Below are 22,645 nucleotides of genomic sequence, written 5' to 3' on the forward strand. Positions count from 1 at the left end.
GCAATTAATAAATTTATTATTGCTATTAATAATAGTTAAGAGCTATTATAATGCTGGGTTTCCAATAAATAAAAAATGCTGGATGTATCCAGTTAATAGAATCTAAGGAAGAGTGGAATATGGATAAGAATTTTTATATTAGCGACATATCGCCGGAGCTGTTTGCCAAAATGGAAGGAAAATCCTTTTCCAAAGGCTGTCCCTTGCCGGTAACAGAGCTTAAGTATTTACATTTTTTGCATAAGAATCTTGCGGGGGAAACCCTGGAAGGAGAAATGGTCTGCAACTTTCATATTGCGGAGCGGCTTATGGATATTTTTAAAAAGCTTTATGAGGCGGGGTATCCTATGGAGAAATTCCGTCTTATTGATGAATACAATGGTGATGATGATTTATCCATGGCGGATAATAACGGTTCCAGCTTTAATTTTCGTGTGATAGCCCATACAAATCGCATTTCCAAACACGGGCTGGGGTTGGCGGTGGATGTTAATCCATTGTATAATCCTTATATGAAGCCTTTGAATGGCGGGATGTATATTGTGCCGGAAAATGGCAGGCAATATTGTGACCGGGAGAAGGACTTTCCATATAAGATAGTCAAGGATGACCTTTGCTGCCGCCTGTTTGAGGATAACGGCTTTGAATGGGGCGGTGACTGGGAGGAACAGAAGGATTACCAGCATTTTGAAATTCCTGCGTCACAGATAATAAAGTGGTATCCGGATTTTGAGGCGAATATTTGAATGGGGGATAAAGAATGAGTAATTTACTGATTAAGGGCGCTCACGTCCTGATGGAGGATTATACGGTCAAGGTAGCAGATATTGCTGTAAAGGATACGGAGATTTTGGCTATTGGCGATATTCCGGCTGACTTTAAGGCTGACCGTACTGTAGAGGGTAAGGATCACTTTGCTGCACCAGGCTTTGTCAATGGTCACACCCATGCCTCCATGACCATGCTGAGAAGCTATGGCGATGATATGGAGCTGATGGACTGGCTCAACAACCGCATCTGGCCAACAGAGGCCAAGATGGTGGAAAAGGATATCCGTGTTGGCGGTGAGCTGGCTTTGTTGGAAATGATCAAGTCCGGTACCACAGCTTATGCAGATATGTACGGACCGCATATGGAGTCTGTTATTGAAGCCACCATCAAGGCGGGTATTCGTGGTATTATTGCCCGCGGTGCCATTGGCCTGTTCCCGGCCGGCCGTCAGATTTTGGAGGACAATGTACAGTTATTTGAAAATTATAATGGTGCCGGCAATGGCCTTATTACCATTATGATGGGTGTTCATGCACCTTATACCTGTCCACCGGAATTTTGCGAATATGCCAGAGAGCTGGCTGTAAAGCACAATATCCCGATTCATATTCACATGAATGAAACCCAGGCGGAAATCAAGCAGATTCAGGAGCAGTATGGCAAGCGTCCGTTCAAGTATATTGAGGACACCGGCCTGTTTGAGCTGCCAACCGTTGCGGCTCACTGTGTATGGCTGGACGATGAAGATATTGCCATTATGAAGAAGCACAATATTTCCGCTATCCATAACCCGGGCTCCAACATGAAGCTGGCCAGCGGTGTATCTCCGGTGCCTCGCCTCCTTAAGGAGGGCATAAATGTGGCCCTGGGTACCGATGGCGCTTCCAGCAACAACAATCTGGACATGCTGGAGGAGGTTCGTCTGGCAGCAATGCTCCACAAGGTTAACGAGCTGGATCCATTGGCGGTTCCTGCCAAGGAGGCCCTGAAGCTGGGTACTGAAAATGGTGCCAAGGCCCTGCTCCTGGATAAGGTGGGCAAGCTGGCTCCTGGCTATAAGGCAGATATCGTTCTCTATGACATGAACCGGGCAGACTGGTGCCCACGCCATGATTTGGTATCACTGCTGGTATATTCTGCCAGCTCCAGCTCTGTTGACGGGGTTATCTGTGATGGCAAGGTCATCATGGAGAAGGGCAGTGTGCTGACCATGGATGAGGAAAGAATCCTTCGTGAGGCTCAGGATGTAGCCATGGATCTGGTGAACAGATAATGGCCCAGAAGAAATTTTATGCAGTAAAGCAGGGGCGTCAGCCGGGGATATATACCACCTGGGCTGAGTGCCAGAAGCAGACAGTAGGCTTTAAGGGGGCCAAGTTCAAGGGCTTCGTCACCAGGGCAGAGGCTGAGGCATACTTGAACGACGAGGAAATTTTGCTGGCTCCGGCGGAAGGTGTAGTAGCCTATGTGGATGGCTCCTATTTTAACGGGGAATACAGCTGGGGGATGGCCATATATGAAAACAACCAGCTGATATTTAAGGCCAATGGCAAGGGGACCTCCGAGGAGGCGGCCAAGCTCCACAATGTGGCCGGCGAAGTGGCAGGAGCCATGGAGGCAGTGCTGTGGGCTGAGGCCCAGGGTATAGACCACATTACTATCTGTCATGATTATGTGGGAATTTCCGAGTGGGCTCTTGGTCACTGGAAAACCAATACGCCTCTTACCACCCAATATGCGGCCTTTATGAAGGAACGGCGCAAGCTGGTTACCTTTGTAAAGGTAGCAGGCCATACCGGCGTAGAGGGCAACGAGCTGGCTGACAGGCTGGCCAAGGCGGCTTTGGAAATTTAAAATAATATTGTTTTATCATTGAATTTCGAAAAAGGTCCAGCTGAAGAGCTGGGCCTTTTTTTGTTTTTTTTCAAAATATTGCAGGATTTATTTTTTTTACTGTAGAAATATAAAAAATGGATTTTTCTATTTTATTTTAGGTAGGAGTAATAAGCTTTTTATTCTGCCTGGTCAAACATGGGGGGATGTTATATATGAAATCCAGAAGGAAAAAGGCAGGAGCTGTAGCTTTGGGGCTTTTGATGCTTGCAGTTTGTGGTACTTCTTCGGCAGAGCGTGTGGATATGACTCTTGATGAAGGAATACAGATGGCCCTTGAACGGAACTATACCATTGAAGAAAGTGTTGCTGATTTGGACAGTGCTTATTGGGGCTTAAGAGAGGCCCGGCGCAATGGTGGACCTAAGGTAAGCTGGAACAGTACAGCCAATCGTGTAGGAGGCAAAGCCTATGGGATGTGGCAGCATGATGGTCTGTATGGCAACCTGTTTTCCATGTCCATGCCTATTTATTCCGGTGGAAAAATAGAGCATAATATCGAAGCTGCTGAAATGGGGCTTTCCGGAGCGGAGCTGGACCTTGAACGGACCAAGCAAAATATTCGCAATACTGTATCAAGTGACTACTACAATATTTTAAAATGCCGCAGCCAGGTGGGGGTTTATCAGGAATCCGTCAACAATCTGCAGGCTCATTTGGATGATGTAAATGCCAAATTAAGGGCAGGAGTAGTGGCACAAAAGGATGTTCTCAGCTCTGAGGTTTCCCTGGCTGAGGAAAAACAGCAGCTGGTAAATGCCATTAATGATTTGAATGTTGCAGTGGCAACCTTTAATAATGATGTGGGCCTGCCAACGGAAGCAGAAACCCATGCCAAGGAAGAGCTTTCATACGAGCCATACGATATAACCCTGCCTGAGTGCGATGAATATGCCCGGCTTCATCGGCCGGACCTTTTCCAAAAGCAATTCAATCTCAGACAGAAAAAAGCAGAGATGGAGGCTGCAAAATCCGGAATGCGGCCGAAGCTGGATGCATCAGTGAATAGAAATATTGGTGGCAGCTCTCCTTTCAAAACTGACAGCGATACCTCAGACAGCTGGAGTGCCGGAGTTACCCTAAACTGGGATATTTGGGATAGTGGAATAACGGCGGCTCAAGTGAATAAGAAGAAAGCTGCAGTACATCGTGCTGAAGCAGAATTGAAGGACAAGCAAAATATCGTAAAGCTGGATGTGCGTACTGCATATCTCAATATGCGGGCCGCAGAGGAAAATATAGGAACCATGAAGGAAGCCCTGGCCAAAGCCCAGGAGGATTATCGTATAGAAGTTGTTCGTTATAATGCCGGTGTAGGAACCAACCTTGAAGTTATGGATGCACAGGATAAGCTGGTATCCGCCAAGGCCGACTTTATCAATGCACTGTTTAACTACAATACCAGCAAAGCAAGTTTAGATTATGCGATGGGGGTTCCGGTTGATCTGGATGTGTCACCTTATCGTCAGAGTATCGAAAACAGCGAGAAGAAGGGGGAATAACCGGTGACAGGTTTTTATGGGAAAAAAGCGGGAGCTATTATAGGCACCCTTGTATTAGCAACGAGTATTTTATTTGCCGGCTGTGGGGGAAATGAACAGGCAGCTTCCCAAAAGGTTCCGGTTAAGGCCATGAAGGTACTCCAGCAGGATGCACCAGTATCTTATAGCTATCCTGGTCAGTTAAAGGGTACTGATGATGTGGAGGTTCATTCCAGAGTTTCCGGCAGTGTTATGGAGAAATATTTTAAGGGTGGCGATACGGTTCAGGCTGGTGCGCCTTTGTACAGAATTGATTCCAGACAATATGAATCTTCAGTAATAGAGGCAGAGGCCAATCTTCATAAGTCAGAGGCAGACCTTAGAAATGCCAAGGACGAGTTGTCCAGAGATGAGATGCTGTTTTCTGAAAAGGCTATTTCCGAGCAGGAACTCTTTAATCAGCGGGAGGATGTAGCTGCCAATCAGGCTATTGTAGAATCCCAGAGAGCTGCTGTACAAAAAGCCAAGGAAAATCTCGATGATACTATCGTCTATGCTCCAATGAGCGGCAGACTTTCCGTTGATGATGTGGCTGTGGGCACCTACGCTACAGCAGGCAGCACCAAGCTGGTTTCCATTGGTTCCCTGGACCCTATTTATGCTCAGTTCAATGTCAGTGAGACAGAGTATCTGAATATTTTGGCCAAGGCAATGGAAGAAGGTATATTGGGCAAGGAGGATGAGAGTGCGGAAACTCCTCCAGTTAAAATTGTTCTCTCCAATGGCTTTGAATATCCACTTGTTGGCAAAATCACTGCTGCTGACAGATCCTTTAATGATAATTCCGGTTCCCTTACCATAAAGGCACTGTTTTCCAATCCTTATGGTGCGTTGCTGCCGGGAATGTTTGCCCGTGTAAAGTTTTTGGATGTTACTGTGAAGGATGCTGTTCTTGTACCTCAGCGTGCTGTGCAGCAGCTTTTGGATGAATCCTTCGTGCTGGTGGTAGGCGACGACGGCAAATCCGTATCCAAGAATGTTGTTTTGGGTGAGAAAGTAGGTAGCTATTATATCGTTAAAAAGGGTCTGACAAAGGATGATACTGTTATCGTGGAAGGCTTGACCAATCTCCAGTCCGGCAAGGATTTGGATGTTACTATGGTAACAGCTGATGATATGGGTTTCTCCATGAAAGAATCTACTGAAGTTGTAAACAAGTCATAAGGAGGCGGGAGTTATGGCTCGATTTTTTATACATCGTCCAATTTTCGCCATTGTTATTGCCCTTATAATCGTTATCATGGGTACATTGGCGGGCTTAAGTCTGCCTGTTGCCCAATATCCTCAGATTAGCCAGCCAACCATCAATGTAAGTACCACTTATATTGGTGCCAATGCCAGTGTCATAAACCAGACAGTGGCCCAGGTTATTGAGGAGCAGGTTAATGGTACCCAGGGAATGGATTATATGAATTCCACTTCCGATGATAGCGGTAAATACAGCTTGGACGTAATGTTCAATTTGGGAACTGACGGCGATATGGATTCCGTATTGGTACAGAATAATGTATCCATTGCCAATGCGGATCTGCCATCTGATGTACAGGACATGGGTGTTACCACTAAAAAATCATCCAGTGATATGTCCTACATGTTTTCCATGATTTCTCCCAATAGTACCTTTAGCCGTACTTTTTTGATGAATTATGCCAATATCTACATTGTAGATAGTCTCAAGCGTATCCCTGGTGTAGGTGAGGTTTCCACCTTTGGTTCTACCTATTCCATGCGTATTTGGCTTAATCCTGATAAGCTGTCTGAATTGGGCTTAACCATAACAAATGTTAGAGCTGCAATTCAGGAGCAGAATGTGCAGGCTCCTGCGGGAACCATTGGTCAGCTTCCAGCCCCAGCCAATCAGGAAAAGCAGTATACGGGCAACCTGGAAGGACGTCTTGTAACCCCGGAGCAGTTTGGGAACATAATTATAAAAACAAATTCTGACGGCTCATGTGTATATCTAAAGGATGTGGCACGGGTAGAGACTGGAGCCCAGTATACTTCTGTAATATGCGATACTGACGGTGCCCCTGCAGCTGGTTTTGGTATTAAACTTACTGATGATGCCAACGCCATGGAAACCATAGGCTCCGTTAAAAAAGTGTTGGAGGAGGCTTCCAAGGATTTTCCGGATGATATGACTTATGTTACTATCGTCGATAACACGGAATTTATTTCCGAGTCCATCGGTGAGGTTGTTGAGACCTTTAAAGAGGCTCTGGCACTGGTTATTATCATCGTGTTTATTTTCCTACAGAGCTGGCGGGCAACCCTTATTCCAGTTTTGGCTATACCGGTATCCCTTGTCGGAACCTTTGCCAGCTTTATAATTTTAGGCTTTTCTATTAACACCCTGACCCTCTTTGCTATGGTACTGGCCATAGGTCTGGTTGTAGATGATGCCATAGTAGTAGTAGAAAATGTTGAATCCCACATGCAGCGGGATGGTCTCGGACCTGTGGAAGCCACAGAAAAGGCCATGGATGAGGTGCAGGGGCCTGTAGTGGCAATTGCCTTTGTACTGTCTGCAGTATTTATTCCAGTTGCCTTCATTTCGGGTACAACGGGTGTGCTTTATCGTCAGTTTGCCTTGACCATTGTAGTGTCCATGGCATTGTCGGCTTTTATTGCACTGACCTTGACACCTGCGCTGTGTGCCACAATAATGAAGCCACATAATCCAGATGAACACAAGAAAAATTTCCTGGATAAATATTTTGACCGCTTCAATGACTGGTTTGAACGCACCCAAAATCGCTATACTGGTGGTGTTGCATGGGTTATTGATCATGCCAAGGTAGGCTTGGCTTCATTGCTGATAATTTCCGTATTGGCGGGATTTTTCTTCAAGGTATTGCCATCCACCTTCGTTCCGGACGAAGATCAGGGTTATTACATCGTTTCCTTAACCATGCCAGAGGGTACATCATTAAATCGTACTTTTGATGCCGTGGATGAATTTAGCAAGGAAGTTGCTGAAATTCCAGGTGTGGAACATATTATGAAGGTTTCCGGTTATGATGTACTTTCATCTGGTACCAAGTCCAATGCTGGTACATTGTTTGTTTGTCTTAATAAGTGGGGAGAACGTACCTCTGATGATCTTTCTATTGGTTCTATTATCAGAAAGACCAATATTACGGGCAGAAAGCATCCAGAAGCCAAAATTATGGGTTTTCTTCCTCCTTCTCTCCCTGGTTTGGGTATGGTTGGTGGCTGGAGTATGCAGCTGCAGGATATTACGGGCCACACAGATCAGGAATTGGATGCTATCTTAAAGGAACTTTTGGCAGCGGCTAACCAAAGGCCGGAATTGGCCCAAGTATATAGTACCTTTTCTATTGATTCTCCTATTTGCAAATATGATGTGGACAGAGAAAAGGTTAAGCAGATGGGTGTAAATCTTTCAGATGTGTTTACTGCTTTGCAGGTGAACTATGGTGGTACCCAGGTGAACGATTTTGTTCAGTTTGGTCGAACCTACAAGGTAATGATGCAGTCTGATGCCCAGTATCGTAGTGAATCTGAGGCCCTGAAGTTCTGCTTTGTTAATAATAAAGACGGGGCCATGGTACCTTTGGACAGTCTTCTGACGCCGAAGCTTTCCACATCCACTTCAGTAATCACTCGCTTTAATGGTGCCCGCAGTATTGGTATTCAGGGAGCTGTAGCAGATGGCTACAGCTCCGGACAGGCCATTGCTGCCATGGAGGAATTGGTAAAGGAAAAGGCACCGGCTGGTTTTATGGTTGAATGGTCCGGCCAGAGCCGTGAGGAGAAAAAATCCTCTGGTTCCACTGGTCAGATTATGCTGTTGTCTGTTGTGTTCGTATTCCTTTGTCTGGCTGCTCTTTATGAAAGCTGGAGTGTACCATTTGCTGTTCTTCTTTCTGTACCTACCGGACTATTTGGAGCCTTCTTTGTACAGTATGGTCTGCTGAATATTGAAGCCCTTTTTGGACATTTGAACGGAGGACTTCAGAACAGTGTATACATGCAGATTGGTGTAATTATGCTTATGGGTCTGGCGGCAAAGAACGCCATACTTATAGTTGAGTTCGCCAAGGCCCGTGTAGATGCGGGAATGGAGCCTGTAAAGGCTACCATTGAGGCAGCGGGACTTCGACTGCGACCAATACTCATGACATCCCTGGCATTTATCATCGGCTGTCTGCCACTGGCTTTGGCCAGCGGTGCCGGCGCTGCTGCCAGAAACAGTATGGGTACGGCAGTAGTTGGCGGTATGCTTTTCGCCACCTGTCTGGGAATATTCCTTATTCCTGTACTCTATTGCTGTGTAGTATGGCTGTCTGACAGATTGAAGAAGAAAAAGGATACTATCACAGATAAAACAGAATAATAAAATTGTCCCAGCCATAGTAATTTGGCTGGGACAACTTTTTTGTGTACTTTAGTTGGATTTTAGAATGTATAGGTTCTTTCCAAATCAGTAAGCCACTTTTCAGCATTGTGGTCGAAGGTACGGATGGTAATATGGTCCTTGTAGATGTAGAGGGAATTGGTGTAGGTATTCCTGGAATCTATTGTTGGGTTGTGGATGTTCACCAGATTTTTATGCACCCGGTTGACGCTGTCATCCGCGAAGCTGTCATTGGTAGGTGGTGTGTGGGTATGGCCCGATATCCAAAGGCTTCCCGGCGGAACCTCAGCCAGAATTTCTGACAAGGCCTGGGCTGGCTGGGCCGTTCTGTTCACGGTGTTGATTTCGTCGTTATAAGGGCGCAGGGTTCCGTAAAGGGGTGCATGACAGAAGAAAAGCATCGGTCCGTTTTTATGTTCGGCAATTTCTTTTTTCAGCCAATCAAGCTGCTCCTGTGACAGCTCCACATCGCTTCCAAAGGCATCAGGAGCAATATACAGCAGACGGCAGTTTTCTACAGTACGGGCATAATAAAGAGCGGGAAGCTTGTAACGCTTGGTAAAGGCCTCCAGCTTGGCCTTCTTTTCCTCCAGGGAAAGCTTTTTCTTTTTACCACTTTTCTTAGGCTCGTCTCTATACATGTAGTCGTGATTGCCTGCAACAGCATAGTAGGGGAAGTTTAAGGAGCCCACATATCCGTCCACTACACGATATTCTGTTTCATTACCATAGCGGGCCGCCAAATCACCCAATAGGGCCGCCTCATCCACATCGCCCCATGCATTTACATTATTTATAAGGTTTTGCTTTTTCTGCCAAATCTCATCCTGCACCGCCTGGTCAGGGAACTCTTTGGAACGCACTGGCAGATGAAGGTCACTGATGAGCAGAATATGGTAATAGTCCCGCCCATTTTCCTTTTTGGTTGGCATACATCCAACTGTAGCCAGGCCTATCAAGGCCACTATTGATTTTAAAAATTCTCTGCGTTTCATTGAATAAACCTCGCTTTCATTCGCCTATGCGAAGTATATTAGACATAAGGATATACAAATCCTGCAATTATGAATTTGCGTATACTTTTTACTGTAAGACACAGGGCCTGATGGCAACCAAGCCTTTTAATATTTGCCTTTTTTTGCTATAATGTAAACTAGTGTTTCAAATTAATGAGGTGAAAATTTTGCAGAAAAAAGTAACTAAACGCTCCTCCAAGGAGAAGGAGAAAAAGGATACTAAAAATAAAGCTAAAAATAAGAAAACAACTACGAAGCAGAACCCTGAAACAGAGGCTGTAGAAGCGGAGCCTTCCACCAGAAAATCAGAGATTTTGGGTGTTGTATTTGTGGCCTTTGGCCTGATTGCCCTGTGCGGCCTGGCTGGATTAAATGTGGGCTATATTGGCCACTATGTAGCCAGCTTTTTGAAGTATTTCTTTGGTATTGGTTCGGCTGTAACCGCCCTGCTGTTTGTGGTAATGGGTGGCTATAATATCATGAAGCATAAGCGGGTGGGCTTTAACAAGACCTCCATTGGTGTTGCACTGCTTCTTATTTCCCTTTTGGGGTTATACCATCACATGGTTATTCCGGTGGGCTCTGAGATACTTCCAACCAGTCTGGCCGAAGGTGGCGGACTGCTTGGTGGTGTTTTGGCCTTTATTTTACATAAGCCACTGGGCAATGCGGGTACGGTTATTGTGTTTATTGCGGCCATCATTGGTTCTGTTTTGTTGGCAACCCCATGGTCTCTGGCCCAGGGTATTCTTACCACCAAGGCAGTATCTGAAAAGGGCGCTGATGTGGCCATGGATATGGCGGAAGTGGTTTATGACAATGCCAAAACCGTGGGCAGCAGGGTGACCAATAAGGTTCAGGAGCACGTAGGGGAGCAGGTGCAGAAATTCAAAAATCGCAATTCCTTCTACGATCAGACAAGAGATGATTCCTTTATGGATGGTCCGGATATGGAGGGGAACAGCTATGGTCAGTCTCAGGCGACTTCCTTTGCTTCTGTGGACGAAATCGAGCCGATTATTCAGCTGAATAAGGGGGATAATGCTCCTACCTGGCAGGCCCCATCTCCAAAGAATAATCAGCAGCCTTTTGATGGGCCTGATTTCAATGATAAGGGCAATAACGCACCTGTCTATAACGAGCCAGTAAATGTTGAGATAAACAGCAATGGTACAGGTCTCTATGAGTCCACCTTTGACGGGCCTGATATGAAGGGCAGTGGGGCAGCAGCCTCAAGTACAGCTGCAACGACTATTACATCTGCCAATGGCGAGAAATACATCAGTGAGTTTGCTTATCAGGCGGCGGGCAAGCTGGACAGAAATCTGAAGAAGCTGGATACCTCCGGCTATGTGAATATCAAGACCAATAAAATCGGTCCAAAGACCTTTGATAATTGGCGGCTTAAGGGCAATCTGGAAGCAGATTTTGACGATGACGGGGAAGAGGAAATTCTGCCAGTAGCTGATGCCCCTGAATCTGAGGAAGATCTTGATTTCCTCATGGAGCAGAGGGAAAATGTTAAGGCCTCCACCGAGGAGCCGGAAAAGACCGATACTGTTCTGGAAGCAGCGGAAGAAAACGTGGATGAGGACGAGCCTATGGTAGTCGCTTCCATTGATGAGCTGCTCTATGAAGAGAATGAGTCCGTTGATGAGGATGATGCTACAGCTGAAACCTTCAGCTTTAAGGATAATGACAGCAGTGAAGACTCTGACACTGTGGAAGCTGCGGAAGAGGCTGAGGCTTCTGATGACAGTGTAGACAGTGACTTTAAGATTGATTTCAGCTCTGACCATAAGGGTGAGTCCTCCTTTACCCAAAGTCTGCCGGAGGACGAGGATGACATTGTGGCTGCAGCTATTGATAGTGCCGTTAATACAGAAGCTGCAAAGGCTGCCGGAGCAGCTGCAGCAGCGGCAGAGGTTGACAAGCTGGCCCAGGCAGCAGCATTAAGTGCCCAGGCCCAGGAGGAAAAGGAAGAGTTGCCACCTTATGAGGTTCCTGATGTAAAGGATGTGCTGAAGGAGGTTGTCAAGGAAAAGGACGACAAGCTGGAGTCTGAAATCCAGTCCAAGGCCAAGGTCCTTGCCCAGACACTGAAGGATTTTAAGGTTAATGCAACTATTTTAGGGGCCACCCACGGCCCGGCAGTAACCCGCTACGAGGTTAAGCTGGCTCCCGGTGTCAAGGTCAACAAGCTAACCGGCCTGGCTGATGATATTGCTCTCAGCATGGCGGCAACCTCAGTCCGTATTGAACAGATTCCAAACCGTTCCACCATTGGTATTGAGGTTCCAAACCGCAAGCTGGAAAGTGTGCCACTGCGGGAGGTACTGGAAAATCCTGCCTTTGAGGAAGCAAAATCACGACTTACCGTAGGCTTCGGCAAGGATATCAGTGGCAAGGCTATTTTCGGTAATCTGGCTGATATGCCTCACTTGCTGGTGGCCGGTGCCACCGGTTCCGGTAAATCCGTATGTATCAATACAATTGTTACCAGTATTCTCTTTAAGGCAAAGCCGGATGAGGTTAAGTTCATTATGATTGACCCGAAGATGGTGGAGCTGTCAGTTTACAATGATATTCCACATTTGATGGTTCCGGTGGTAACCGATGCCCGAAAGGCTGCCTCGGTGCTTAATTGGGCTGTCCAGGAAATGGAAAAACGCTATGGACTCATTGCCCAGGCCGGTGTCAAGAACATTGAAACCTATAACAAGTATTACGCTGAGGAAAAGGACAAGCAGATGTCCTCAGTGGTGATTATTATTGACGAGCTGGCAGATCTGATGATGGTTGCACCTCACGATGTGGAGGATGCCATCTGCCGTCTGGCCCAGAAGGCCCGTGCTGCCGGTATTTATCTGGTATTGGCTACTCAGCGTCCATCTGTAAATGTTATTACTGGTGTAATCAAGGCCAATATTCCGTCCCGTATCTCCTTCGCCGTAACCTCCCAGATAGACTCCAGAACTATTTTGGATTCTGCGGGGGCCGAGAAGCTGCTGGGCAAGGGCGATATGCTCTTTAAGCCACAGACGGAGCCAAAGGCTACCCGTGTTCAGGGGGCCTTTGTCAGTGATGCTGATGTGGAGCTGCTGGTGGAGCGCATTAAGCAGCAGGGACATAAGCTTGAGATTAATCAGGAAATTATTGACTTTACCAACAAGGCCGAGCAGGATGCTGAGGCCGGTGATGATGATTCCAAGGTTAAAAGCAGCGTAGATGAGCTGCTTCGTCAGGCTGTGGAGCTGGTTATGCAGACCGGCAATGCCTCTGCATCCAGCTTCCAGCGCCGTTATCATATAGGCTTTACCCGTGCGGGACGACTCCTTGATACCATGGAGCAGTTAAAGATTGTGGGCCCACCACAGGGCAGCAAGCCGCGGGAAATCCTTGTAACAGAGGATCAGGCCTTTGAAATTATGGATAAGTTAGAAGAGCATTTAAAGGAAGAGAAGTAATTTGGCTTTAGGAAGTATAAATATGCTGGAGGGCAGCATTTGGGATAAGATACTGAAATTTGCTATTCCTCTCGCCTGCACCAGTATTATGCAGCAGCTGTTCAATGCCACTGATGTTGCTGTTGTTGGCCAGTTCGTTGGTAAGGACGCCCTGGCCGCCGTTGGTGCCAATGCCATTGTCATTAATCTGATGCTGAATCTGGTTATTGGTCTGTCCATTGGTGCCAATGTTGTATGTGCCATGCGTATCGGCTCCAAGGATTATCTGCGGATAAAAAAGACCGTGCATACATCCATTGTGCTGGCTGTTGGCAGTGGCATTATTCTGGCTGTTTTCGGGGTGATTTTTGCCCCTGATATATTGAAAATGGTGGATACGCCGGAGCATATTATGGACAGTGCGGTATTGTATCTGCGTATACTCATGGGTGGCGTGCCGATTATGCTGGTGTATAATTTCGGCGCGTCATTGTTGCGCAGTAAGGGTGATACCAAGCGGCCACTGTATGCCATGCTTTGTGCCGGCACCATCAATGTGCTGCTGAACCTGTTTTTTGTTACCCAGCTGGGGATGGCAGTAGAGGGTGTAGCCATTGCTACTGTAATGGCCAGCTGTGCCAGTGCCAGCCTGATGGTTTATTGGCTTCACAATGAAAAGGGGCCTATGCAGCTGCGTTTCGACAAGCTGTGGGTGGATAAATCCGTACTGATTCACATCTGCAAGGTGGGTCTGCCTACAGGCTTTCAGGGTATGGTATTCTCCTTTTCCAACGTAGTAATTCAGGTTGCCTTGAATAATTTGGGGGCAGAGGTGGTGGCGGCCACGGCTGTCGCCCTTAATTTTGAATTTGCGGGCTTCTTTATATTGCAGGCCTTTTCCCAGGCGGCAACCACCTTTGTGGGACAGAATTACGGGGCCAAGAATATTGCCCGTTGCCGTAGGGTTATCAAGGTAACCCTTGGTATAAGCACCCTGGTAACCGGTTCTATTAGTATTGCCTTTGCCATTTTTGCCTACCCATTGGCGGAAATCTTTACGGTGGACCCGGAGGTGCTGGAATATGCCGCTATCCGTATTCGATATATCCTTACCTTCGAGGTAATCAACATATTTATAGAAACCCTCAGCGGTGCCATGCGTGGCGTGGGCTATTCTCTGGTTCCGGCCATTGCCTGTATGCTGGGTGTTTGTGTATTTAGAGTATTTTATGTTTATACCATCTTTGCGGAGTATCCAACCTTTGAGGTGCTGATGGCGGTTTATCCGATCAGCTGGAGCGTTACCGTGTTTGTAATAGTCGGGTTGTATATCTATGTATTTAACCGGGTGGAGAAAAAAATACTATGGAAGAAAAGAATGGCTTAATCATTGTCCATACTGGAAATGGCAAGGGGAAGACAACTGCTGCCCTTGGGCTGGCAATCCGGGCCTGGGGTGATGGCCTGCGGGTACTAATACTGCAATTCATTAAGGGGCAGTGGAAGTATGGTGAAATAACTGCACTTAATAAGTTAAATGAAATAGACGGACGGATGGAGCTTCGCAGGCTGGGCAAGGGCTTTCAGCGTGGTGCAGAGGATAAGACGGAGCATATTGAGGCCTGTCATGAGGCTTTAAAGGAGGCCGCAGCAGCCATGGAGTCCAATAATTACGATTTAATTATCTTGGATGAAATAAATTATGCCGTTAAATTCGGTCTTATTACTGTTGACGAGGTTAAGGAGCTGCTGGCCCACCGTCCCAAGGATTTGCATGTGGTAATGACCGGCCGGGAGGCAGCCCGGGAAGTTATTGACATGGCGGATCTGGTGACGGAAATGACCCTAATAAAGCATCCATATCAGCAGGGGATAAAGGCTCAAAAAGGAATTGAATTTTAATACTGTCTAAATCGAATGTTTGTTGTATATTTATTCGATTTGCGGTAAAATTAAATGCGTGTAACTGTGTAAATATCCGATTAAGGAAATATATTTAGGTAGGTGTATATTATGAGATCAGATGTTGTAAAAAAAGGCGCAACCCGTTGTGCCCACAGATCACTGTTTAATGCCATGGGTTTTGGCCCAGAGGATTTGAAGAAGCCATTGATTGGTATCTGCAATTCCTTCAATGAGGTAATTCCGGGTCACATTCACCTGCGGGAAATCGCTGAGGCTGCCAAGCTGGGCGTTGCCGCTGCCGGCGGTACTCCAATGGAGTTTCCGGCTATTGGTGTATGTGATGGTATTGCCATGGGTCACACCGGCATGAAATATTCACTTGCCAGCCGTGAGCTGATAGCTGACTCCATTGAGGCAGTGGCTACAGCCACCGGTTTTGACGGTCTGGTGCTGATTCCTAACTGTGACAAGATTGTTCCAGGCATGATTATGGCCGCCGCCCGTCTTAATATTCCTTGTATCGTGGTAAGCGGTGGCGCTATGCTGCCGGGCCGTTATAAGGGGCAGGACATCAGCGTAAGCCAGTCCTTTGAGGCGGCCGGTGAGTTTGCTGCCGGCAAAATCAGTGAAGAGGATATGACTGATATTGAAGCAGCAGCCTGTCCTGGCTGTGGTTCCTGTGCGGGCCTGTTTACTGCCAATACCATGAACTGCCTCACTGAGGCACTGGGCATGGGCCTTCCTGGCAATGGTACAATTCCAGCTGCATATACCGGTGCCCGTAAGCTTTTGGCAAAGAGGGCCGGTGAGCGTATTCTGGAGCTGGTAAAGCAGGATATTAAGCCACGGGATATTTTGACCCAGAAGGCCTTTGAGAATGCCATTACCGTTGATATGGGTATTGGCGGTTCCTCCAATACAGTTCTGCATCTTACTGCCATTGCCCATGAAGCAGGCATTGAGCTGCCAGCCCAGAAGTTTGATGAAATCAGCCACAACACTCCATATATTGCCTGCCTGAGTCCGGCCGGCCATCACCATATTGTGGACTTGAATGAGGCTGGCGGTATTTCCGCTGTTATGAAGGAGTTGGCCAAGAAGGGCATTATCCATACTGATGCATTGACTGTTTGCGGCACAGTGGAAGAACGCATTGCCAAGGCCAAGATCCTTCGTCCTGATGTTATCAAGACTGTTGAGGAGCCATATCGTCCGGAGGGTGGTCTGGCTATTCTTTCCGGCAATCTCTGTCCGGAAAATGCAGTTGTCAAGGCTTCTGCAGTGGCTGAGGACATGCTGGTATATTCCGGCAAGGCCAAGTGCTACAGCTCTGAGGAGGATGCTGTAAATGCCATTATGGATGGTGACATCCACGATGGTGATGTAGTGGTTATCCGCTACGAGGGCCCTAAGGGTGGTCCTGGTATGCAGGAAATGCTGAATCCTACCGCAGCTATTGTGGGCCGTGGCCTGAAGGTTGGTCTTATTACCGATGGCCGCTTCTCAGGAGCCAGCCGTGGTGCCTGCATCGGTCACGTATCCCCGGAGGCCATGGCCGGTGGTCCGATTGCCTTTATTGAGGACGGGGATATTATTGATATTGATATTCCAAACCGTAAGCTGGAGCTGCGTGTAGATGAGGAAACCCTTGCCAAGCGTAAGGCTGCATGGGTTAAGCCGGAGCCAAAGATTAAGCATGGCTATCTGGCCCGCTACGCCAAGCTGACAACCTCTGCTTCAAAGGGTGCAGTGGTAACAGCTGATTAAATTTTGAGGTTTTGTAATGCATATTGTTCTTATTGAGCCGGAAATTCCCGGCAACACCGGAAATATCGCACGGTTATGTGCGGCAACCGGTATTGAGCTTCATTTGGTAAAGCCCTTGGGCTTTTCCATTGATGACAAGCACTTAAAAAGGGCTGGCCTTGATTATTGGCATTTGGTCAAGGTTCATGTCCATGAAAATTTCCAGGAGGTTCTGGATAAATATCCGGACAATAATTTCCATTATTGTTCCACCAAGGCACCAAGGGCTCATTCGGAGGCTCAGTTCGGGCTGGATGACATGCTGGTCTTTGGCAAGGAAACTGCTGGTATCCCGGAGCCTATTTTAAAGGCCAACTGGGAAAAGTGTATTCGTATTCCAATGATAGATGGTGCCCGTTCCCTGAATCTGTCCAATGCAGTGGCCATTGTAGCCTATGAGGCCATGCGTCAGCTAGATTATGTAAATCTTCAGCAAATTGGACCAGGCCCACGGAGCTGACACAATTCATATATTTTAGGAGGATTATATTAAATGAGTATTTATGTTGTAGGACACAAAAATCCGGACACCGATTCCATCTGCGCTGCTATCAGCTATGCAGCATTCAAGCAGGCTATGGGCGAGGATGCAACTGCTATCCGTTGTGGTGAGATTAATAAGGAAACCCAGTACGCTTTGGATTATTTTGATGTGGCAGCACCTATTCTGGCTACCAAGGTTGAGGCTGGCCAGAAGGTTATCCAGGTTGACCACAACGAGGTAGGCCAGGCTATCGATGGCCTTGCTGATGCAGAGCTTATTGAAATTGTTGACCATCACCGTTTTGGTGGCCTGAACACTGCCGGCCCTATTTTCGTTCACACTGAGCCGGTTGGCTGTACTTCCACCATTATTGCCAATATGTTCTGGAACAACAACATCACTATTCCTAAGGATATTGCAGGCCTGCTGTTGTCTGCCATTATGTCCGATACCGTTCTTTACAAGTCTCCAACCTGCACTGACAAGGATCATGATGCAGCTGAGAAGCTGGCTGAGCTGGCTGAGGTTGATCTTCATGAATATGCTATGGCTATGCTCAAGGCTGGTGCCGGTGTTGGTGACAAGACTCCTGAAGAGATTGCCAAGACTGATTCCAAGCCATTCAGCTTCGGCAACTACAAGGCTCTTGTAAGCCAGATTTCCGTAATGGATACTGCTGAAGTTTTGGATATGAAGGCTGACATTACCGCAGCTATGAAGGATATCTGCGACAAGGAAGGCTATAACCTGATTATGCTCATGGTTACCGATATTATCGAGGAGTCTACTGACCTGGTATTCTACGGTGAGCCAAAGAAGCTCATTGCTGATGCCTTCAAGCAGGATGCTTCCGGTGACTGCATCCATCTGCCAGGTGTAATGTCCCGCAAAAAGCAGATTGTACCTCCACTTACTGAGGCCGCTGCAAAGTTCTAAGTGATTTTTACCCCTTCAGCACGTTTATATTGCCCTTTTGGGGCGCTGGAGGGGTTATTTCTTTTAAGGAATAATTAGGAGGATAACCTTGGATATATTCAGTGGATTAAATCCGGCCCAACGTGACGCCGTGGAGTGCCTTGAGGGGCCGCTTCTGATAATGGCGGGAGCCGGTTCCGGAAAAACCAGAGTTTTGACCCATCGCATAGCAAATCTCCTGGCTCATGGTGTATCGCCATACAGCATTTTGGCCATTACCTTTACCAACAAGGCGGCTGCAGAGATGCGGGACCGTGTGGACAGAATGATTGGTGAGGGCTCAAGGGATATTTGGCTCAGCACCTTCCATAGCTTCTGTGCCCGTATTTTACGCCGGGAAATTGAGGCATCGGGAATATATCAGAAAAACTTTGTTATTTATGATACCAGTGATACCCAGTCCGTAATTAAAAAGTGTCTGAAGGAAATGAATCTGGATGATAAGCAATATACTCCCGGCGGGGTGCTGGGGGCGATTTCCAGTGCCAAAAACCAGATGATGGGGCCCCAGGCTTTTGCCCAGCATGTGCGGGCCAATGGCACCTTCTACGATCAGAAGGTTTCTGAGATTTATACTCTGTATCAGAAAAAGCTGCGGGACAACAATGCCCTGGATTTTGATGATCTTCTGCTGGTGGCGGTGTCCATTTTGGAGGAAAATGAGGAAGTACGCACCCGCTATCAGCGTCGGTTCCGTTATATCATGGTGGACGAGTATCAGGATACCAATGGAGCCCAGTATCAGCTGACCAGGCTGCTGGCCGGGGGCCATCACAACTTATGCGTAGTAGGTGACGCAGACCAGTCCATTTATGGCTGGCGTGGGGCTGATATGCGGAATATCCTGAACTTTGAAAGCGACTATCCTGAGGCCAGAACCATTATGCTGGAGCAGAATTACCGCTCCACCAAGAAGATTCTGGCAGCGGCCAATGCGGTTATTGAGCACAATGCCAACCGCAAGAAAAAGGTGCTGTGGACGGATAATACCGAGGGAGACCCTATCACCACCTATCTGGCTTCCGACGAACGGGATGAGGCCCGCTTTATTTTGGATAACATCGTCAAGCAAAAGACCATCTTTAATACTCCGTATGGTGATATGGCGGTACTGTACCGTACCAATGCCCAGTCCCGTATTTTGGAGGAGGCTTTTATGCGTCAGGGCATGCCCTATACCATCGTGGGAGGGCTAAAATTCTATGAACGCATGGAAGTAAAGGATATTATTGCCTATTTGCGGGTGCTGTCCAATCCATTTGATTCGGTCAGCCTTTCCCGTATTATCAATGTGCCCCGCCGTGGTATTGGTGATACGTCAGTCAATAAGCTGTCATCTTATGCCAATGAACGGGAAATAAGTCTGTTTGAGGTCATTGGCAGCCCGGATATTCTTAACGAAATCCCGGGGCTTACGGCCCGGACCAAGAATCCCTTGGGTGCCTTTTCAACGCTGCTGTTAAATCTTATGAATCAGCAGGATTCTATGTCTGTATCGGAGCTGATGGAGGCCATTATAGACCAAACTGGTTATATTGAGGCCTTAAAGGCAGATAAAAAGAAAGGGGAGGACAATACCTCCCGCATAGAGAATTTACGGGAATTTGTGGGTGTGGCCAAGGATTTTGAAAAAACGGAAAGAGAACCTAGTCTGCAAAACTTTTTGGAGCATATTTCGCTGATTACGGATTTGGACAAGACCATTGAGGCCACTGACCGGGTTACCTTGATGACCCTGCACGCCGCCAAGGGACTGGAGTTCCCGGTGGTATTTATCGCTGGCATGGAGGAGGGCATGTTCCCTCATTCCCGTACCTTGGAAAGTCAGGAGGAGCTGGAGGAAGAACGCCGCACCTGCTATGTGGGCATTACCCGGGCAGAGCGAAAGCTGTTTTTGACCTATGCAATTATGCGTACTATCTATGGTCAGACCAGAGCCTACGACCCATCCCGTTTCCTGGAGGAAATACCGGCCCAATATAAAGAGGAGCTGTCTGCCAGACGGACCTTCGGGGTTGGCAGCTATACGGGCAGTTATGGTGGCAGTTATAGCAGTGAACGGGGGCCAGGCAGTACTTATATGCCGCGCTTCTCCCAGGGCAGCAGTCAAAGTGGCCGTCAGGGACAGGCTATGTCAGCCATGGACGCGATTAAAACTGTGCGGGGAACCACTGGTCCAGCCCGCATTGTAACCAATTCCACCGCTTCAGCCGCTACAAATAGATCCAGTGGGGTTATTATGCCGGATACCAGCATCAGCTGGAAGGCCGGTGACAAGGCAGTACACAGCATGTTTGGTACAGGCACCGTAGTGGCGGTTACCGGCAGCGGTGATGACACCCAGCTAAAAATCGCATTTCCAAATAAAGGGGTAAAGAGCCTTGCGCTGAAATACGCTCCACTAAAGAAGGGTTGATTTATGGATATTAAGGAAATAAAAAAAGAGCTGGCCGCTCTCAGAAAAGAAATTAAATATCACAGCAACCTTTATTATAATAACGATGCGCCGGAAATCTCCGACTATGAATTTGACCAGCTCATGCTGAAGCTCAAAAAAATTGAGGCTGAATATCCGGAGCTTATTACCAAGACATCACCAACCCAGATGGTAGGCGGTATGGCCAAGCGTGAGGCTGGTGTGCTGGTGGCCCATGATGTGCCAATGCTGTCCTTGCAGGATGTATTTTCCAAGGAAGAGGTTACATCCTTTGTGACCTCCCTGCAGGAGCAGCTGGATAATCCTGAGTTTGTGGTGGAGGAAAAGATAGACGGACTTTCCCTTGCCCTTCGCTACCGTGAAGGAGAGCTTACCCAGGCCATTACCAGAGGTGATGGTGTGGTGCAGGGTGAGGACGTAACTGAAAATGCCCGTGTGATTAAGGATATAAAGCAGAAATTAAAGGAGCCAATTCCATATTTTGAGGTGCGGGGCGAGGTTTATATGAGCCGCTCTGCCTTTGAAAAGGTCAATGAACGGCAGGAGCTGCTGGGCATGAAGACCTTTGCCAATCCCCGGAATTGTGCGGCCGGCACCCTTAGACAGCTGGACAGCCGTATTACCAAGGAGCGGGACCTTTCCATGTTTGTCTTTAATTTGCAGACTGCCGAGGGAATTGAGTTCGCCACCCATACAGAAGCCTACGACTTTATGAAGAAGCAGGGCATCAAGGTCATTCACAATTATCGGGTGTGTCATACTGAAGAAGAGGTTATTGCCGCCATTGATGCCATTGGTGAGTCCCGGGGAGAGCTGGAATATGATATTGATGGCGCAGTGGTAAAGCTCAACAGCCTGGCACAGCGTGAACAGCTGGGCGCAACCTCCAAGGTTCCACGGTGGGCCGTGGCCTATAAATATCCACCGGAGGAAAAGGAAACTGTCCTGAAGGAAATTGAGCTGTCCGTAGGCCGTACTGGCCGTATCACCCCAACAGCCATCTTTGAGCCGGTGCAGCTTTGCGGTACCAAAGTGGAGCGGGCTACCCTTCATAATCAGGATTATATTGATGATCTGGATATCTGCATTGGTGATACTATCAAGGTATTTAAATCCGGGGAGATTATCCCGAAGGTCCGTGAGGTAGTGAAGTCCAAGCGTCCTGCCGGGGCTACCAGATTTGCCATAGGCAATATATGTCCGGCCTGCGGTTCCAGGGCAATTCGCGAGGAAAATACCTCCGATATCAAGTGCATTAATCCTTCCTGCCCGGCACAGCTGGAAAATCACATCATTAACTTTGTAAGCCGTGATGCCATGAACATAAAGGGCATCGGTGAGCAGAATATCAAGGCCCTTATTGAAGCTGGTTATATCAAGGATATTGCCGATATTTTCGCTTTGAAACAGTATCGTGATGAGCTTATTGAAAAGGGGCTTATTGGTAAGGAGAAGAACACCGACAAGGTGCTGGCTGCCATTAATGAGGCCAAAAACAATGAGCCACAGCGCCTGCTGACAGGCTTTGGCATTTCCGGTATCGGCAAGGCGGCTGCCCGTGAGCTTATGCTGCACTTTGGCAGTATAGATGAGCTGGCTGCAGCTGATTTTGAGGCAGTAAAGGAAGTACGGGACATTGGTGATATAAGTGCCCGGGCTATCTGTGATTATTTTGCTGACGAAGTAAATATTGGTATTATGGAACGTCTGAAAGCACAGGGCGTAAATATGGTGCTGGAGGATACGGGCATAACCAGTGATATTCTTGCGGGCAAAACAGTGGTGGTTACCGGTACCCTGCCAACCCTCAGCCGCAACGATGCCAAAAATCTTATTGAAGCCAACGGTGGCAAGGCCGCAGGCAGTGTGTCCAAGAAAACTGATTATGTTTTGGCAGGAGAAGCCGCCGGCAGCAAGCTGACCAAGGCCCAGGAGCTGGGCATAACCGTTATTGATGAGGCAGAGTTCCTGAAAATGATAGGACAGTAAT

The 22,645-nt window shown here is 47.5% G+C and carries 15 protein-coding genes; 14 read left to right on the plus strand and 1 reads right to left on the minus strand.

Translation table 11 applies throughout. The features are described from left to right. Window positions 1-119: 119 nt before the first annotated feature. From D081_RS11075 to D081_RS11100, 6 genes are all read left to right on the plus strand, one after another. Window positions 120-746 carry a M15 family metallopeptidase gene (locus D081_RS11075; RefSeq protein WP_198941998.1) on the plus strand — a complete coding sequence of 209 codons (627 nt, stop codon included), beginning with the start codon at window positions 120-122 and terminating at the stop codon, window positions 744-746. A gap of 14 nt (window positions 747-760) precedes the next feature. After that, window positions 761-2,044: an amidohydrolase gene (locus D081_RS11080; protein WP_085024234.1), complete on the plus strand. Its 1,284-nt coding sequence runs from the start codon at window positions 761-763 to the stop codon at window positions 2,042-2,044. Continuing rightward, window positions 2,044-2,625 carry a viroplasmin family protein gene (locus D081_RS11085; RefSeq protein ID WP_085024235.1) on the plus strand — a complete coding sequence of 194 codons (582 nt, stop codon included), beginning with the start codon at window positions 2,044-2,046 and terminating at the stop codon, window positions 2,623-2,625. Before D081_RS11080 ends, D081_RS11085 begins: the two co-directional genes overlap by 1 nt. 194 nt (window positions 2,626-2,819) lie before the next feature. Beyond that, window positions 2,820-4,166 carry a TolC family protein gene (locus D081_RS11090; protein ID WP_158087662.1) on the plus strand — a complete coding sequence of 449 codons (1,347 nt, stop codon included), beginning with the start codon at window positions 2,820-2,822 and terminating at the stop codon, window positions 4,164-4,166. A 3-nt stretch (window positions 4,167-4,169) separates the two neighbouring features. After that, window positions 4,170-5,369, plus strand: coding sequence for an efflux RND transporter periplasmic adaptor subunit (locus D081_RS11095; protein WP_233127482.1), 1,200 nt, complete (start codon window positions 4,170-4,172; stop codon window positions 5,367-5,369). A gap of 13 nt (window positions 5,370-5,382) precedes the next feature. Then, window positions 5,383-8,565, plus strand: coding sequence for an efflux RND transporter permease subunit (locus D081_RS11100; RefSeq protein WP_085024237.1), 3,183 nt, complete (start codon window positions 5,383-5,385; stop codon window positions 8,563-8,565). 62 nt (window positions 8,566-8,627) lie between these two features. Here the strand turns inward: D081_RS11100 and D081_RS11105 are convergent, their stop codons facing one another. Continuing rightward, complete coding sequence (locus D081_RS11105) at window positions 8,628-9,581, minus strand: metallophosphoesterase (RefSeq protein WP_085024238.1); 954 nt, start codon at window positions 9,579-9,581, stop codon at window positions 8,628-8,630. A 188-nt stretch (window positions 9,582-9,769) separates the two neighbouring features. Here D081_RS11105 and D081_RS11110 point away from each other — a divergent pair, with 188 nt between their 5' ends. The 8 genes from D081_RS11110 to ligA all read left to right on the plus strand — a co-directional run bounded on the left by D081_RS11110 (window position 9,770) and on the right by ligA (window position 22,644). After that, a complete protein-coding gene (locus D081_RS11110; RefSeq protein ID WP_158087663.1) occupies window positions 9,770-13,069 on the plus strand; it encodes a DNA translocase FtsK in 3,300 nt (1,099 codons plus the stop codon). A gap of 1 nt (window position 13,070) precedes the next feature. After that, window positions 13,071-14,435: an MATE family efflux transporter gene (locus D081_RS11115; RefSeq protein ID WP_198941999.1), complete on the plus strand. Its 1,365-nt coding sequence runs from the start codon at window positions 13,071-13,073 to the stop codon at window positions 14,433-14,435. Beyond that, complete coding sequence (gene cobO / locus D081_RS11120) at window positions 14,414-14,950, plus strand: cob(I)yrinic acid a,c-diamide adenosyltransferase (RefSeq protein ID WP_085024241.1); 537 nt, start codon at window positions 14,414-14,416, stop codon at window positions 14,948-14,950. Before D081_RS11115 ends, cobO begins: the two co-directional genes overlap by 22 nt. 111 nt (window positions 14,951-15,061) lie before the next feature. After that, window positions 15,062-16,720 carry a dihydroxy-acid dehydratase gene (gene ilvD, locus D081_RS11125; RefSeq protein WP_085024242.1) on the plus strand — a complete coding sequence of 553 codons (1,659 nt, stop codon included), beginning with the start codon at window positions 15,062-15,064 and terminating at the stop codon, window positions 16,718-16,720. Between the two features lie 16 nt (window positions 16,721-16,736). Next, window positions 16,737-17,219 carry a tRNA (uridine(34)/cytosine(34)/5-carboxymethylaminomethyluridine(34)-2'-O)-methyltransferase TrmL gene (trmL, locus tag D081_RS11130; protein WP_085024243.1) on the plus strand — a complete coding sequence of 161 codons (483 nt, stop codon included), beginning with the start codon at window positions 16,737-16,739 and terminating at the stop codon, window positions 17,217-17,219. Between the two features lie 33 nt (window positions 17,220-17,252). Further along, window positions 17,253-18,179, plus strand: coding sequence for a manganese-dependent inorganic pyrophosphatase (locus D081_RS11135; RefSeq protein ID WP_085024244.1), 927 nt, complete (start codon window positions 17,253-17,255; stop codon window positions 18,177-18,179). A gap of 88 nt (window positions 18,180-18,267) precedes the next feature. After that, window positions 18,268-20,634, plus strand: coding sequence for a DNA helicase PcrA (gene pcrA / locus D081_RS11140; protein WP_085024245.1), 2,367 nt, complete (start codon window positions 18,268-18,270; stop codon window positions 20,632-20,634). Window positions 20,635-20,637: 3 nt separating this feature from the next. Then, the gene (gene ligA, locus D081_RS11145; protein WP_085024246.1) at window positions 20,638-22,644 is read left to right on the plus strand and encodes an NAD-dependent DNA ligase LigA; all 2,007 of its coding nucleotides are present in this window, start codon (window positions 20,638-20,640) and stop codon (window positions 22,642-22,644) included. The last annotated feature ends 1 nt before the right edge of the window (window position 22,645 follow it).

The sequence above is a fragment of the Anaerovibrio sp. JC8 genome, from assembly GCF_002100115.1.
Lineage (GTDB): Bacteria > Bacillota > Negativicutes > Selenomonadales > Selenomonadaceae > Anaerovibrio.

Coding starts and splice junctions, on each gene's coding strand:
- D081_RS11075 (WP_198941998.1), top strand. CDS start 120: ATGGATAAGAATTTTTATATTAGCGACATATCGCCGGAGCTGTTTGCC.
- D081_RS11080 (WP_085024234.1), top strand. CDS start 761: ATGAGTAATTTACTGATTAAGGGCGCTCACGTCCTGATGGAGGATTAT.
- D081_RS11085 (WP_085024235.1), top strand. CDS start 2,044: ATGGCCCAGAAGAAATTTTATGCAGTAAAGCAGGGGCGTCAGCCGGGG.
- D081_RS11090 (WP_158087662.1), top strand. CDS start 2,820: ATGAAATCCAGAAGGAAAAAGGCAGGAGCTGTAGCTTTGGGGCTTTTG.
- D081_RS11100 (WP_085024237.1), top strand. CDS start 5,383: ATGGCTCGATTTTTTATACATCGTCCAATTTTCGCCATTGTTATTGCC.
- D081_RS11105 (WP_085024238.1), bottom strand. CDS start 9,581: ATGAAACGCAGAGAATTTTTAAAATCAATAGTGGCCTTGATAGGCCTG.
- cobO (WP_085024241.1), top strand. CDS start 14,414: ATGGAAGAAAAGAATGGCTTAATCATTGTCCATACTGGAAATGGCAAG.
- ilvD (WP_085024242.1), top strand. CDS start 15,062: ATGAGATCAGATGTTGTAAAAAAAGGCGCAACCCGTTGTGCCCACAGA.
- trmL (WP_085024243.1), top strand. CDS start 16,737: ATGCATATTGTTCTTATTGAGCCGGAAATTCCCGGCAACACCGGAAAT.
- D081_RS11135 (WP_085024244.1), top strand. CDS start 17,253: ATGAGTATTTATGTTGTAGGACACAAAAATCCGGACACCGATTCCATC.
- ligA (WP_085024246.1), top strand. CDS start 20,638: ATGGATATTAAGGAAATAAAAAAAGAGCTGGCCGCTCTCAGAAAAGAA.